The sequence below is a fragment of the Streptomyces sp. NPDC048523 genome (genome assembly GCF_043199815.1).
GTDB lineage: Bacteria > Actinomycetota > Actinomycetes > Streptomycetales > Streptomycetaceae > Streptomyces.
In genome coordinates this window covers 98884-112199 of the sequence record NZ_JBICWQ010000002.1, presented here as the reverse complement: position 1 = coordinate 112199, position 13316 = coordinate 98884, and the positions used below count along the sequence as shown (strand labels likewise).

13 protein-coding genes and 1 tRNA gene are annotated in these 13316 nt (G+C 67.3%); 4 read left to right on the top strand and 10 right to left on the bottom strand.

The annotated features are described in order from the left end of the window. Positions 1–113: 113 nt before the first annotated feature. Positions 114–263: a hypothetical protein gene (locus tag ACGFWE_RS09455; protein ID WP_393599092.1), complete on the top strand. Its 150-nt coding sequence runs from the start codon at positions 114–116 to the stop codon at positions 261–263. Here the strand turns inward: ACGFWE_RS09455 and ACGFWE_RS09450 are convergent. Then, entirely contained in the window at positions 260–2059 is a 1800-nt protein-coding gene (locus ACGFWE_RS09450; RefSeq protein WP_393599090.1) for a bifunctional metallophosphatase/5'-nucleotidase, read from the bottom strand. The two genes, ACGFWE_RS09455 and ACGFWE_RS09450, sit on opposite strands and share 4 nt — an antisense overlap. Positions 2060–2186: 127 nt before the next feature. Between ACGFWE_RS09450 and ACGFWE_RS09445 the strand changes: the two genes are divergently transcribed. Next, complete coding sequence (locus tag ACGFWE_RS09445) at positions 2187–2882, top strand: SIMPL domain-containing protein (RefSeq protein ID WP_393599089.1); 696 nt, start codon at positions 2187–2189, stop codon at positions 2880–2882. 145 nt (positions 2883–3027) lie between these two features. Beyond that, a complete protein-coding gene (gene pyk / locus ACGFWE_RS09440; protein WP_393599088.1) occupies positions 3028–4464 on the top strand; it encodes a pyruvate kinase in 1437 nt (478 codons plus the stop codon). A 6-nt stretch (positions 4465–4470) separates the two neighbouring features. Here the strand turns inward: pyk and ACGFWE_RS09435 are convergent, their stop codons facing one another. Continuing rightward, positions 4471–5244: a transcriptional regulator gene (locus ACGFWE_RS09435; protein WP_393599087.1), complete on the bottom strand. Its 774-nt coding sequence runs from the start codon at positions 5242–5244 to the stop codon at positions 4471–4473. 87 nt (positions 5245–5331) lie between these two features. Then, positions 5332–5414: transfer RNA gene (locus ACGFWE_RS09430), tRNA-Leu, on the bottom strand. Positions 5415–5510: 96 nt separating this feature from the next. On the opposite strand from ACGFWE_RS09430, the gene ACGFWE_RS09425 reads away from it, so the two are divergent. Next, on the top strand, positions 5511–6167 hold the full coding sequence (locus ACGFWE_RS09425) for an ANTAR domain-containing response regulator (RefSeq protein WP_031041938.1): 657 nt from the start codon (positions 5511–5513) through the stop codon (positions 6165–6167). A 73-nt stretch (positions 6168–6240) separates the two neighbouring features. Here the strand turns inward: ACGFWE_RS09425 and ACGFWE_RS09420 are convergent, their stop codons facing one another. The 7 genes from ACGFWE_RS09420 to ACGFWE_RS09390 all read right to left on the bottom strand — a co-directional run bounded on the left by ACGFWE_RS09420 (position 6241) and on the right by ACGFWE_RS09390 (position 13290). Then, positions 6241–6957 carry an ABC transporter ATP-binding protein gene (locus ACGFWE_RS09420; RefSeq protein ID WP_352382729.1) on the bottom strand — a complete coding sequence of 239 codons (717 nt, stop codon included), beginning with the start codon at positions 6955–6957 and terminating at the stop codon, positions 6241–6243. After that, positions 6954–7778, bottom strand: coding sequence for an ABC transporter ATP-binding protein (locus tag ACGFWE_RS09415; RefSeq protein ID WP_352382727.1), 825 nt, complete (start codon positions 7776–7778; stop codon positions 6954–6956). The genes ACGFWE_RS09420 and ACGFWE_RS09415 overlap by 4 nt, the downstream gene beginning before the upstream one ends. A 5-nt stretch (positions 7779–7783) precedes the next feature. Continuing rightward, entirely contained in the window at positions 7784–9553 is a 1770-nt protein-coding gene (locus ACGFWE_RS09410) for a branched-chain amino acid ABC transporter permease (protein ID WP_393599084.1), read from the bottom strand. A gap of 5 nt (positions 9554–9558) precedes the next feature. After that, entirely contained in the window at positions 9559–10488 is a 930-nt protein-coding gene (locus ACGFWE_RS09405) for a branched-chain amino acid ABC transporter permease (protein ID WP_352382725.1), read from the bottom strand. A 133-nt stretch (positions 10489–10621) separates the two neighbouring features. Then, on the bottom strand, positions 10622–11848 hold the full coding sequence (locus ACGFWE_RS09400; RefSeq protein ID WP_352384306.1) for a branched-chain amino acid ABC transporter substrate-binding protein: 1227 nt from the start codon (positions 11846–11848) through the stop codon (positions 10622–10624). A gap of 106 nt (positions 11849–11954) precedes the next feature. Continuing rightward, a complete protein-coding gene (locus tag ACGFWE_RS09395) occupies positions 11955–12761 on the bottom strand; it encodes a hypothetical protein (protein ID WP_393599081.1) in 807 nt (268 codons plus the stop codon). A 67-nt stretch (positions 12762–12828) separates the two neighbouring features. Further along, positions 12829–13290, bottom strand: a complete 462-nt coding sequence (locus ACGFWE_RS09390; protein ID WP_352382721.1) for a hotdog fold thioesterase — start codon at positions 13288–13290, stop codon at positions 12829–12831. Between the last annotated feature and the right edge of the window lie 26 nt (positions 13291–13316).

Sequence of the window (13316 nt, the reverse complement as noted above, 5' to 3'; positions counted from 1 at the left end):
CCTACAAGGGCACCGTCCACGCCGGCTACGACACCCCGCGCGGCCAGGCCGTACGCGCCGAGGTCAACACCTGGCTCCTCGGCGACGACCACCCCTTCGACGCGATCGTCGACGTGGCCGCCGCCGTCGCGGACCCCGGCCAACCCGACGGGATCCGCGACGAGTTCAACGCCGGCGACGGCCTGCACGTCAACGACGCCGGCGCGAAAGCCATCGCCGACGCCGTGGACGTCACACTCCTCAACCTCCAGCCGGACCTCTAGAACACCGGCGTACCGTCGCGCGTGAGCCTCCAGTCCACCGACGCGAAGTCCTTCGGGTCCAGCACACCCTTCGCGGTCACCCACTCCGCGATCCGCGTCCGGATCTCCGTCGACTCCGACCACACCTCGGTGGCAGAGGCCACGTGCGGGAACGCCCCGCCACCGTTCGCCCGGTAGTTGTTCACCGCGAACACGAACTTCTGAGCGTCGTCCAGCGCCGCACCGTTGTACGTCAGGTTCTTGATCCGCGAACCCGCCGCCTGCGCGATGTCGATGTCGTACTGGAGGCCCGACACGTAGTCGTAGTTGTAGTCCGGACGGTTGCCCGCGTTCGTCAGCTTCTCCACGTCCACGACCGCACCCGCCGCCGTCTGCACGAAGTACTCCGCCGAGTACTCCAGGTACGCCCTGAGCTGCGCACCCGTCAGCAGCTTCGCCACCAGCGTGTTGTCGTACACGTACAGACTCGACAGATCCCGGATCGTCACCTTGCCCGCCGGGATCTCCGAGGTCCGCGAGAACGGCGACGCCTGCGCGATCACGGGCAGCGAGGCGTACTCCGTACCCGCCAGCGCCGCCCTGACCACGTCCTCCTGCACCTTCGTGATCAGGTCGATGATCGGAGCGTCCTTGTAGCGCGCCTCGACCGTCGTCAACGTCTGCGTCGCCGTACCGACCACCTGGTTGACGTACTTCACGACGACGTCGTGGTCGGCCTTCAACAGCTTGGTGATCTTCGGGTCGTCCGCCACCGAGTTCGAGTTGAGCACCTTCGACGAGACCGACTCGACGGCCCAACGCCCCTTCTCGAAGACCAGCTCGATGTCGAACAACGACAGCCGCTCCGCATACGCCAGCGGCTCCGACAGCACGACCGTCTTCCCGGTCTTCGCGTTGGTGACCTTCAACTCCGGAATCTCCACATGCGCGTGCCCCACCAGAATCGCGTCGATCCCCGGCACCTGCTGCGCCACCAGCGCCGCCGAGTTCTCCACGTACGGCAACTGGTCACCGTACGACGACGTCCCCGACGAACCCGAGTGCGCCGACACGACCACCACGTCCGCACCCATCGACCGCAGCTTCGGCACCCACTTCGCCGCCTGCTCCTCAAGCCCCGGGAACGTCAACTTGCCCTGCACATAAGCCTTGTCCCAGATCGCGATACCCGGGTTCGTCAGACCCAGCACCGCGACCTTCACCGGCGGCGCGCCCTTCACGTGGAACGTCTTGATGAAGTACGGCGGGAACGCGGGCTTCAGCGTCTTCGCGTCCAGCGCGTTCGCGCCAAGGAGCGGGAAGTCGCACTGCTCCTCGAACTTCCGCAGCGTCTCGATGCCGTAGTTGAACTCGTGGTTGCCCAGCGCCACCGCGTCGTACCCGATCGCGTTCATGGCCGCGGCCATCGGATGGACCGGACCACCCTTCGCCGTGATCGGGTCGACCTTCGCGTAGTAGTACGTCAGCGGCGTCCCCTGGATCGTGTCGCCCGCGTCCAGCAGCAGCGTGTTGCAGCGGCCCTTCTCCGCACGGACCTGGTTCACCAGCGTCGAGATCCGCGACAGACCCTGCGCGTTGCCCGCCGCGTCCTTGTACTCCGCGTCCTTGAAGTAGTCCCAGTTGAAGACATGACCGTGCAGATCGGTGGTGCCCATCACCGTCAGCGAATACCGCTTCACACGCCCCTTCCCGGCCTCCGCGGCCTGGGCGGCCGGAGCGCCCACGGCACCGGCCAGGGCCACCCCCGCACCGGTCACGGCGGACTTCTCCAGGAACTTCCTGCGGTTCAAGGCCATCTCTTGATCTCCTCGGGGAACGGTCAACAACGCGCGTAGATTCTGACCCGGCCATGCCGAACGGCAACAGACCCCACAGGTTTCGATCTGATGACCCCACCCGTGAAAACTGACACAGTGGGGCGTTATGGCCACCGACTCCGTCCCCTACGGCACCCCCGACGCACCCCGCATCGCCGTCCGCGGCGAAGCCCACCTCGAAGTCGACCCCGAGATCGCCCGCCTCGGCATCACCGTCGCCGCCCGCGGCAAGGACCGCCGCACCGCCCTCGACGACCTCACCCGCCGCAACGCGAACGTCCTCGACCTGCTGAAGAGCTACGGAGACGCAGTCGAACACCTGGAAACCGGCTCCTTCTCGGTCACCCCGGAACTCAAGGAACACGGCCGCAGCGAACGCGTCCACGCCTACCACGGCCACGTCCACGTCACCGCGGAACTGACCGACTTCACCGCACTGGGCGAATTGACCACCCGGCTGGCCGACCTCGACCTGACGACGGTCGACGGCCCCTGGTGGGCCCTGCGCCGCGACTCACCCGCCCACCGGGAAGCCCGCCAGCAGGCGGTACGGGAAGCGGTCCAGCGGGCCAGGGAGTACGCGGAGGCCCTGGGCACCACACTGGCCGCCCTGGTCGAACTGGCGGACATCGGCGCCGAGGACCCCGAGCCGCGCTTCGTGGGCAAGGCGAGCCGCGCCCGCTCCATGGCCTACGAGGCCGCGGGAGACACCTCCGCCGCCCCGCTCGACCTCGAACCCCAACGCCAGCACGTCCACGCCCAGGTCACCGCACGCTTCACCATGGCACCACCGAGACTGTGAACGACCGCCGGCGTGTGCAGACGAAATGCTCATCAGAGCGGGGTGGCGCACACTTCAACACTTGTCAACAGCCCTTCACCCAAAGGATGTTGAGCCGACATTCCCTCCCAATTCCCTACCCGCCGGTAAGGTCTAGGGTCGAAACATGCGCCGAGCAAAAATCGTCTGCACCCTGGGACCCGCCACCCACTCGTACGACCAGATCAAAGCCCTGGTCGACGCCGGAATGGACGTAGCCCGCTTCAACCTCAGCCACGGCGGCTACGCCGAACACGAGGAGCGGTACCACCACGTCCGCAAGGCCTCCGACGAAACCGGCCGCAGCGTCGGCCTGCTCGCCGACCTTCAAGGCCCGAAGATCCGGCTCGGCCACTTCACCGAAGGACCCGTACTCCTCGAACGCGGCGACTCCTTCACCATCACGGTGGAAGAGGGTGCGCAGGGAGACCAGCGGTCCTGCGGGACGACGTACAGCGGACTGGCCGCGGATGTCACTGTGGGTGAACGCATCCTCGTCGACGACGGCAAGGTCTGCCTCGAAGTCACCTCGGTGGAGGGCCCCCGCGTCCACACCAGGGTGATCGAGGGCGGCATGGTGTCGGACCACAAGGGCCTGAATCTGCCGGGTGTGGCGGTGTCGGTCCCGGCACTCTCGGAGAAGGACGAGGAAGACCTCCGCTGGGCCCTGCGCATGGGCTTCGACGTGATCGCCCTGTCCTTCGTCCGATCGGGGCAGGACATCGAGGCCGTCCACCGGATCATGGACGAGTCGGGACGTCGGCTCCCGGTCATCGCCAAGGTGGAGAAGCCGCAGGCGGTGGACGCCATCGACGACATCGTGGCCGCCTTCGACGGCATCATGGTCGCCCGCGGCGACCTGGGCGTCGAGATGCCGCTGGAGCAGGTCCCGCTCGTCCAGAAGCGAGCGATCAAACTGGCCAAGCGGAACGCCAAGCCGGTGATCGTGGCGACCCAGATGCTCGACTCCATGATCGAGAACTCTCGTCCGACGAGGGCTGAGGCATCGGACGTCGCGAACGCGATCATCGACGGCACGGACGCGGTGATGCTGTCGGGCGAGACGAGCGTGGGGAAGTACGCCGTCGAGACGGTCCGGACGATGGCGAAGATCGTCGAGGCGGCGGAGGAGGACATCCTCGCGAAGGGACTGCCTCCGCTGACCGAACGCAACAAGCCGCGGACGCAAGGGGGAGCTGTCGCTCGGGCGGCGGCGGAGATGGGTGACTTCCTGGGCGCGAAGTTCCTGGTCGCGTTCACGCAGAGCGGCGACACGGTTCGGCGGCTGTCGCGCTACCGGTCCCCGATCCCACTGCTCGCCTTCACCCCGGAGCCGGCGACTCGGTCTCAGCTGAGCCTGACGTGGGGTGTGGAGACGTTCCTCGGCCCGCATGCCGACTCCACGGACGCGATGGTGGACCAGGTGGACGAGCTGCTGTTGCGATACGGCCGCTGCGAGAAGGGCGACGTGGTGGTGATCACGGCCGGCTCGCCCCCCGGTGTGTCAGGCTCGACGAACCTGGTCCGGGTGCACCACATCGGTGAGGACGACAGTCCGAAGTAGTTGTGGTCAGTGTTTGGGGCCTACGTGGGTGTCCATGAGGGCGACTGAGGCTTTGCGGGCGATCGAGATGTTGAAGGGGTCGCTGCCGCGAGCGAGAGTGGTCCACTCGACACCGACCTTGTCGAGGGTGTCGGTGAAGAGCCGCCGGATGTCGTCGGACTTGTTGGAGAAGAAGTACCGAGGATATTCGTAGCGCTTGCGTTCACCGGCCACGAGGCGCGTCGTCCAGTTGGTGATGCGGCATCCGTCCGAGTGGATGAGGCCCCGGATGAACTCCCAGGGGTGGGCGTCGACGATGGTCTGCTGCCAAGGGGTCAGGGTGATCGCGCGCTCGTGCTTCTTGCCGGGGCCGTGCTGGGGGAAGAGGCAGGGCCAGTGCTTGCTGGAGCCCGTGACAGCGACGCAGCCCTGCTTCTTGACACGGCACACGCTGTTGTCGGGGCGGACGGAGCGCATCGCGGCCTCGCACTCGTCGATCACGCCCGGCCAGGCGTTGTCGAGCACGATGCGCATGAAGTAGACCCCGCGCCGGTGGAGGTTGATGCACCCGTCGCCGAGATAGAGGCCCAGCAGATACGAGTACATCTCGGGTGCGTCCGGGGGCCCGGGGAATTCCTGGCATCGCGGGCATGGATTGCCACTGCGCCTGACGGGATCAATGCGTGTTTGCCAGGAGCGGATCGCGAATCGCGAGACGCCGACTTCTTTGCTCACGGAGTTCAGGCTGCGCCCTTGAGCGACGAGGGCCAAGGCTCGCTTGCGTGTGCTGACGTCGTACATGCGGTCACTCTGTGCGAGTGATCGCGATGACACGCAGCGAAAAGCGGATGTTCACGAGAACGTGGACATCCGCTTCCGGATCAGAAGTGCCGGGTGCGGGATTCGAACCCGCACGCCCTTTCAGGCAATCGCTTTTGAGGCGATCATGTCTGCCCTTCCATCAACCCGGCTGGCCAACCCGAGAGGAGTGTACCGGGTGACCTTACCTAGTCGCAGCTAGGTAGGCTGCTGAGGAGCAGTACCCCGCCCCTGAACGAGGAGCCCCCGTGACCGCCCCCGAGTCGCCCCAGCCCGTAGACGCGCCCGACGACGACAAGTCGCACGTGCCTCCGCTGACGACCCGTGTCGTCATTGCCGAGGACGAGGCCCTGATCCGGCTCGACCTCAAAGAGATGCTGGAGGAAGAGGGCTACAGCGTCGTAGGCGAGGCCGGTGACGGCGAGCAGGCCGTGGAGCTCGCCCGTGAGCACAAGCCCGACCTCGTGATCCTCGACGTGAAGATGCCCAAGCTGGACGGCATCTCCGCGGCCGAGAAGATCGCCGAGGAGCGGATCGCCCCGGTGCTGATGCTCACCGCGTTCTCGCAGCGGGACCTGGTGGAGCGGGCGAGGGACGCCGGTGCGATGGCGTACCTCGTGAAGCCGTTCAGCAAGAGTGATGTCGTGCCGGCGATCGAGATGGCCGTCTCGCGGTTCACGGAGCTGAGGGAGCTGGAGAACGAGGTCGCGGACCTCACCCTGCGTCTGGAGACGCGCAAGCTGGTCGACCGGGCGAAGTCGATTCTTCAGACGTCGTACGGGCTGACCGAGCCCGCCGCGTTCCGGTGGATTCAGAAGACCTCGATGGACCGGCGTATGTCGATGCAGCAGGTCGCCGAGGCTGTCATTCAGGACGCTGACGAGAAGAAGGCCAACAAGGGCTGAGCTCAGAGGCCGTACAAGACAAGGGCCCGCGTCCCCAGCAGGGGGCGCGGGCCCTTGTCGTACGGCCGGAAAATCAGTCTTCGCCGAGGTACGCCTTGCGGACCGACTCGTCGTGCAGCAGGTCCTGGCCGGTGCCGGACAGGACGATGTTGCCGACTTCCATGACGTGTCCCTGGTCGGCCAGGGACAGGGCGGCCTGGGCGTTCTGCTCGACCAGCAGGATCGTCGTGCCCTGGGACTTCAGCTCGACGATGGTCGACATGATCTTCTGCATCATGATCGGGGAGAGGCCCATGGAGGGCTCGTCGAGCATGAGGAGCTTCGGCTGGGACATCAGGGCGCGGCCCATCGCGAGCATCTGCTGTTCGCCGCCGGACAGGGTGCCTGCCGCCTGGTTGCGGCGTTCGCCGAGGATCGGGAAGAGCTCGTAGGCGCGCTGTATGTCCTTTTCGATGCCCTCTTTGTCCTTCCTGAGGAAGGCTCCGAGCTGGAGGTTCTCGAAGATGGTGAGGCGGGGGAAGATGTGCCGGCCTTCGGGGGAGTGGGCGAGTCCGAAGGAGACGATCTTGTGGGCGGGGACGCCGCTGAGGGGTTTCCCGTCGAACAGGACCTTGCCGGAAGTCGGCTTCAGGAGACCCGAGAGTGTCCTGAGGGTGGTCGTCTTGCCGGCGCCGTTGGTGCCGATGAGGGTGACGACCTGGCCGGCTTCGACGCTGAAGGAGATGCCTTTGACGGCTTCGATCTTGCCGTAGGAGACCCGGAGGTCCTCGACTTCGAGGAGTGCGGTCACTGGCCTTCTCCCTTGGTGCTGGTGGTGCTCTGCGCTTCGGCCGCGCCGGGGTCGCCGTCGAAGGGTTCGCCGAGGTAGGCGGCGATGACGCGTTCGTCGGCCTGGACGACTTCGGAGGTGCCTTCGACGAGTTTTTCGCCTTGGACGAGGACGGCGACGCGGTCGGAGAGGTTGAAGACGAAGCGCATGTCGTGCTCGATGAGGAGGACGGCGATGCCCATGTCGCGGATGGCGAAGACGAGCTCTTCGGTGGCTCGCGTCTCCTGGGGGTTCATGCCGGCGGTGGGCTCGTCGAGGAGGAGCAGGCCGGGCTCGGAGGCCAGCGCTCGCGCGATCTCCAGCTTGCGCTGTTCGCCGTAGGGGAGGTTGCGGGCGAGGTGGTCGCGCTTGCCGGCGAGGCCGATGAACTCCAGGAGTTCCATGGCGCGTTCTTCGCTGGCCTTCTCCGCCTTCTTGAAGCCGGGGCCGCGCAGGAGGGCGGACCAGAGGCCTTCCTTTGTCCGCGTGTGGCGGCCTACGAGGACGTTCTCGAGGACCGTCATGTTGGCGAAGAGGCGGATGTTCTGGAAGGTGCGGGCGATGCCGGCCTTGGTCACCAGGTGGGGCTTGGGGGGAAGGACGGTGCCCTTGTAGGTGACCGAGCCTTCGGTGGGGACGTAGAGGCCGGTGAGGCAGTTGAAGAAGGTGGTCTTGCCGGCGCCGTTGGGGCCGATGAGGCCGACGATCTCGCCGGCGTTGACGGTGAAGTCGACCGAGCGGACGGCGGTGAGGCCGCCGAAGCGCATGGTGACGTTGCGGGCTTCGAGTACAGGTGTCGTCATGATGCTCAGGCCCCCGTCTTGGTGACGGCGGCGGGTTCGCCGGTCAGGGTTGTGGTTTCTGGTACGTCGAGTTGGCCGGTCTCGTGGAATTCGAGCTGGCGGCGGCGGTTGGCGATGATGCCTTCGGGGCGGAAGCGCATCAGCAGGATCAGGGCGATGCCGAAGGCGAGCAGTGACTTGTCCTGGAGGAAGACGAGCTTCTCCGGGAGCAGGTACAGGAGTGCCGCGCCGAGGATGGGTCCTGCCACCGTGCCCATGCCGCCGAGGACGACCGCGGCGAGCAGGAAGGCGGAGTTGGGGGGTGTCGAGCCGGCGAACTGGTACGGCGTCGGGACGACGCTGTAGGTGACGTGGGCGCTGACGGTGCCGGCGAGGCCGGCGAGGGTGGCGCCGAGGGCGAAGGCGATGAGTTTGACGCGGAAGCCGTTGATGCCCATGGCGGTGGCGGCGGTCTCGTCTTCGCGGATGGCGATCCAGGAGCGGCCGATGCGGGAGTCGGCGGCGCGGGTGTAGACCAGGACCACGATGGCCATGATCAGCACCATGAGCAGGTAGTAGTTGGCGAAGCGGCCGAGGGTGAAGCCTGCTACGTCGTGGGCTTCGCCGAGGTTGTACCCGAAGAAGTTGAGGTCGGGGATGGCCGGGATGCCGTTGGGGCCGTTGGTGAGGTCGGGGCCGGAGTCGCCGTCCATGTTGTTGACGGCGATGCGGAAGATCTCTCCGAAGCCGAGGGTGACGATGGCGAGGTAGTCGCCGCGCAGTCGCAGGGTGGGGGCGCCGATGAGGACGCCGAAGACGAGCGATGCGGCGGCGCCGGTGAGGGCGGCGGCCCAGAAGGGGAAGTGGACGCCGGAGAAGCGGGAGAACTCGGAGCCGGAGACGAGCGCGGCGGTGTAGGCGCCGACGCCGAGGAAGGCGACGTATCCGAGGTCGAGGAGGCCCGCGAGGCCGACGACGATGTTGAGGCCCAGGGCGACGGTCCCGAAGATCAGGATGTTGACGCCGATGTTGGCGTAGTGGTCGTTGGTCTGGGTGAAGGGGAACGCGATGGCCGCGGCGAAGCCCATGGCGAGCGTGAAGCTGCGGTTGCGGGCGACGATGCGGGAGAAGCGGTCGTTGAGGCCGGCGGTGTGCAGGGCCCAGACGGCGAAGACGACGACGATGAGGAAGCCGACGAAGAGTTCGCCGTACTCGGTGTCGATGCCGTAGGCGAAGACGGCCAGGCCGACGATGGTGGCGAGGGTGATGATCGCGCGCTCGACCCAGGGGCTGATGGGTGCGGGTGCGGGGATGGCGTCGGGCTTGGCGATGTAGGCCTTGAGGTTGCCCTTGGCGCTCGCGGTGCGGGGTTCGGGCAGGGCGAGGGCGCCGATGAGCGGGAGGAGGGAGGCGATGGCCGCGACCCAGCCGCCCGGTTCGAGGTTGGCGAGTCCGCCGAGTTCGACGGCGATCGAGACGATCGTGTACCAGGTGACGCCGAAGGCGCCGACGGCGGTGAGCACCAGGGGTGCGTTGTTGCGCGCGGGGATGAGTCCGCGCAGGCCGCGGATGTCGTACGCCGCGAGCGCGAACACGGTGGTGAGGAGGCCGGCGATGAAGGTGAGCCACTGGAGGCCGCCGGGGTAACCGCTGATGGTGAGGTCGCCGGGGAACTCGCTGGTCCAGGTCCAGGCGAGGAAGGCGGAGGCGGCGGTGGCGATGCCTCCGGCGAGGAGGAGTGCGCGGGCCGCGGCGAGGGGCAGGGGGATGAGGCCGCGAGTGGTGGTGTCGGTCATCGTGATCACGCCCTGTCCGCTACGCGTTCGCCGAGCAGGCCTTGTGGCCTGACGAGGAGGACGAGGATGAGCAGGCAGAAGGCCCAGACGTCCTTCCAGGAGCCGCCGCCGAAGAGGTGCATGCCGGGGATGTCGTCGATGTAGGCGGAGGCGAGGGTTTCTGCGACGCCGAGGACCAGGCCGCCGAGCATGGCGCCGTAGATATTGCCGATGCCGCCGAGGACGGCTGCGGTGAAGGCCTTGAGGCCCATCAGGAAGCCCATGCGGTAGTCGATGCTGCCGTACTTCATGCCGTAGGCGACGGCGGCGACGGCGGCGAAGAAGCCGCCGATGGCGAAGGCGATGACGATGATGCGGTTGGTGTCGATGCCCATGAGCTGTGCGGTGTCCGGGTCCTGGGCGGTGGCCTGCATGGCGCGGCCGGTGCGGGACTTGCGGACGAAGAAGGCGAGGGCGGACATGCAGACGATCGCGGCGACGATCAGGAAGATGTCGGCGTCCTTGATGGTGACGGAGCCGATCTCGTGGGTGGCGTCGAGGCCGGGGAAGGCGACGGCGCGGTCGGCGCCCGGGTAGAAGTTGCGGACGACTTCCTGGAGGGCCAGGGAGAGACCGATCGCGGTGATGAGCGGTGCGAGCCGTGGGGCTCCGCGCAGGGGCCGGTAGGCGAACCGTTCCGCTCCGACGGCGATGAGGATCGCGACGATGCCGCCGCCGATCAGCATCAGGGGGACGGCGAGGGCCATCGAGACGCCGTCGGGCAGGATGTAGAAGTAGACCGTGAAGGCGCCGAAGGCCCCGGTCATGAAGATCTCGCCGTGCGCGAAGTTGATGAGCTGGACGATGCCGTACACCATCGTGTAGCCGATGGCGATCAGCCCGTACATCGAGCCTAGAAGCAGCCCGTTGGCCAGCTGCTGCGGCAGGGTGTTCACCGCGTGGCCTCCATTGTCGCTGGTGGTCGTGTGCACGTATCGCGTGCCGGGGTGGGGTGTGGCAAGGGCCGCGCGGTCGGGGTCCCCTCCCGCGCGGCCCGTGTGGTGGTGCTGTGTGCTGCTGGGGCCTGGACTAGCCGAGGTCGGCGGTGCCGGTCTTCACAGCCTTCCACGCACCCTTGGTGACCTGGTAGACGGTGAGCTGCTTGTTGGTGGTGTCACCGTACTGGTCGAAGGCGACCTTGCCGGAGATGCCCTCGAAGTCGGACTTCTGGACACCGTCGACGACGGAGGAGCGCAGGGCGTTGATGTCGCTGGGGACCTTGCCGCCGTTGGCGTCGACGGCGGCCTTCACGGCCTTGATGATGGCGGTGGCGGCGTCGTAGGAGTACGCGCCGTAGGCGCCGTAGTCACCCTTGTAGCCCTTGGACTTGTACGTCTCGATGAACGTCTTGGCCGCGGGCAGGGTGTCGGCGGGGACACCGACGGCGGTGGCGAGGTCGCCCTCGGAGGTGGCGCCGGCGGTCTCGATGTAGGTGGAGGCGAACATGCCGTCGCCGCCGAAGAGCGGGATCTTGACGCCGGCGCCCTTGAGCTGCTTGGTGATCAGCGAGGACTCGTCGTACTGGCCGCCGTAGTAGAGCAGGTCGGCCTTGGCGTTCTTGATCTTGGTGACGAGGGAGCCGAAGTCCTTGTCGCCGGTGTTGATGTGGTCGGTGCCGACCACGGTGCCACCGAGCGCCTTGAACTTGTCGTTGAAGATCTTGGCGAGGCCGGCGCCGTAGGTCTGCTTGTCGTCGACGACGAAGACCTTCTTCTTCTTGAGGCCGTTGTACGCGTAGTCGGCGGCGAAGCTGCCCTGGAGCTCGTCGGTGGTGGCGGTGCGGAAGTACGTCTTGTACGGCCGCTTCTTGGCCGTCTGCCAGTCCTTGCCCTGGGTCAGGGCGGGGTTGGTGTTCGAGGGGGAGATCTGGACCATGTTGGCCGAGGCGAACACCTGCTGCATCGACTGGGCCACGCCGGAGTTCAGCGGGCCGACGGCGCCGACGGCGGTCTTGTCACCGGTGATGGTGGTGGCGTTGGACTGGCCGGTGGCCGGCTGCGCCTTGTCGTCGTAGGCCTTCAGTTTGAAGGTGACGCCGGGGACGAGCTTGTTCTTGTTGGCGTCGTCGACGGCGATCTGGGCGCCGTACTGGATGCCGAGACCAGTGGTGGAGTTCTCGCCGGAGAGCGGGGCGTCCACGCCGATGGTGAGGGTGGTGCCACCCCCGCTGTCACTGTCGCCGCCCTTGTCGTCACGGGAGCCGCAGGCGGTGAGTGTGAGAGCCCCCGTCGCCATGACGGAGGTCAGGATCACCATGGAACGTCGCACAATCATTCCTTTCCGCAGGCTCGCGCGCCCTGATGGGTGCGGCTGGTGCCCGCGCTTTACCGAACTCCCGATGGAGCGGTGACTGGCCGTGACTCTAAGCCCGGTTTGCAGGCAGGGGCATCGCTGTGTGCGGGCTTGTGACTTTCTTGTTATGACGTGATGGATGGCGGGCTTCCGCGGTGGGCGCTCTCGACCGGTTTGGCGGATAATCCCCTCCGTCCGCATTTTGAGAAGCTGCACTTCCGCTTGGCCGTCCGGGCTGTGACGCCGATGGCGTGGCGCAGGCGGCCCGAAGGAGCCGGAAAAGGTCGTGGGAGTAGGCCCGGCCGAAGATGAAGCTGTGATGCTGTATTGCGCGCGTGTTACGGAGCGTTACGTCAAGAAAGGGTAGGTCGGCATTCAGGGGCAGACCCGAGCAGTCGGAAACCGATATCTCCACGGTGACGCGGCGGGTCGTGCCGGGGTGCACGGTGAAGGCGGCGGGCAGGGCGTGGGCGGTGAGGCCGGGGAAGGCGGCGCCGGTGACCTGGAGGGTGACGGGGGGCCCGCTGTGGACGTCGACGGCGAAGCGGAAGCGGGCGCTGGTGGGGTGGGTGCCGGAGGGTTGGGGGAGTCCGGCGGGCCCCAGGTAGCGCCAGGTGGTGACGTTGGCGGGCCAGGGGGCGGGGGTGTCGGGGAGTTCGGCGCGGTGCTCGTCGGCCAGGACGCGGGGCAGGAGGATTCCGGCCGCGAGCAGGGTGAGCGCGGCCGTTCCCAGTGCGGTCCTGCGGGCGCGGGGCGACAGCCTCTCCCACCGCGCTGTCCAGCGGTCCGTCAGGCGTGCCTGGTCGGCGCCGATGACGTCGTGACTCTGCCCCGTCTCGGGTGAGTTGACGGGTTCGACGGGGCCGATGCCGGTCATGGGAGAACGGTAGGGGCGGTGGGGGCTCGTGCCCAGCCGGCGTGCGCCCTGGGACAGGCCCAGGGCCCTAGCGGCCGGGGGCGTCCCGCAGCAGGCAGGTGAGCCGGGCGGTGCAGACGCGTCGGCCTTCCTCGTCGCTGATCACGATCTCGTACGTCGCGGTGGACCGCCCGCGGTGTACCGGTGTGGCCACTCCGGTCACCAGTCCGGAGCGCGCTCCGCGGTGGTGTGTGCAGTTCAGGTCCACGCCGACCGCGATCTTGGAGCTTCCGGCGTGCAGCATGGAGCCGACGGAGCCCAGGGTTTCGGCGAGCACGGCCGAGGCGCCTCCGTGCAGCAGCCCGTACGGCTGGGTGTTGCCCTCGACGGGCATGGTCCCGACGACGCGGTCCGCCGAGGCCTCGACGATCTGCACGCCCATGCGGGTGCCGAGGTGGCCGGCCGAGAACATGGCGACGAGGTCGACGCCGAGCGCCGCGTACTCGTCGATGACCTCTTGGGGAAACGTGGCGTGCTGCTGCTCACCCATGGGGCGGGCTCCGTTCGTCCTGGTCG

Bases quoted from the DNA above. Each gene is read 5' to 3' on its own strand.
- ACGFWE_RS09390 (WP_352382721.1), bottom strand. From the start codon at position 13,290: ATGGGTGAGCAGCAGCACGCCACGTTTCCCCAAGAGGTCATCGACGAG.
- ACGFWE_RS09395 (WP_393599081.1), bottom strand. From the start codon at position 12,761: ATGACCGGCATCGGCCCCGTCGAACCCGTCAACTCACCCGAGACGGGG.
- pyk (WP_393599088.1), top strand. From the start codon at position 3,028: ATGCGCCGAGCAAAAATCGTCTGCACCCTGGGACCCGCCACCCACTCG.
- ACGFWE_RS09445 (WP_393599089.1), top strand. From the start codon at position 2,187: ATGGCCACCGACTCCGTCCCCTACGGCACCCCCGACGCACCCCGCATC.
- ACGFWE_RS09435 (WP_393599087.1), bottom strand. From the start codon at position 5,244: ATGTACGACGTCAGCACACGCAAGCGAGCCTTGGCCCTCGTCGCTCAA.
- ACGFWE_RS09415 (WP_352382727.1), bottom strand. From the start codon at position 7,778: ATGACGACACCTGTACTCGAAGCCCGCAACGTCACCATGCGCTTCGGC.
- ACGFWE_RS09450 (WP_393599090.1), bottom strand. From the start codon at position 2,059: ATGGCCTTGAACCGCAGGAAGTTCCTGGAGAAGTCCGCCGTGACCGGT.
- ACGFWE_RS09410 (WP_393599084.1), bottom strand. From the start codon at position 9,553: ATGACCGACACCACCACTCGCGGCCTCATCCCCCTGCCCCTCGCCGCG.
- ACGFWE_RS09400 (WP_352384306.1), bottom strand. From the start codon at position 11,848: ATGGTGATCCTGACCTCCGTCATGGCGACGGGGGCTCTCACACTCACC.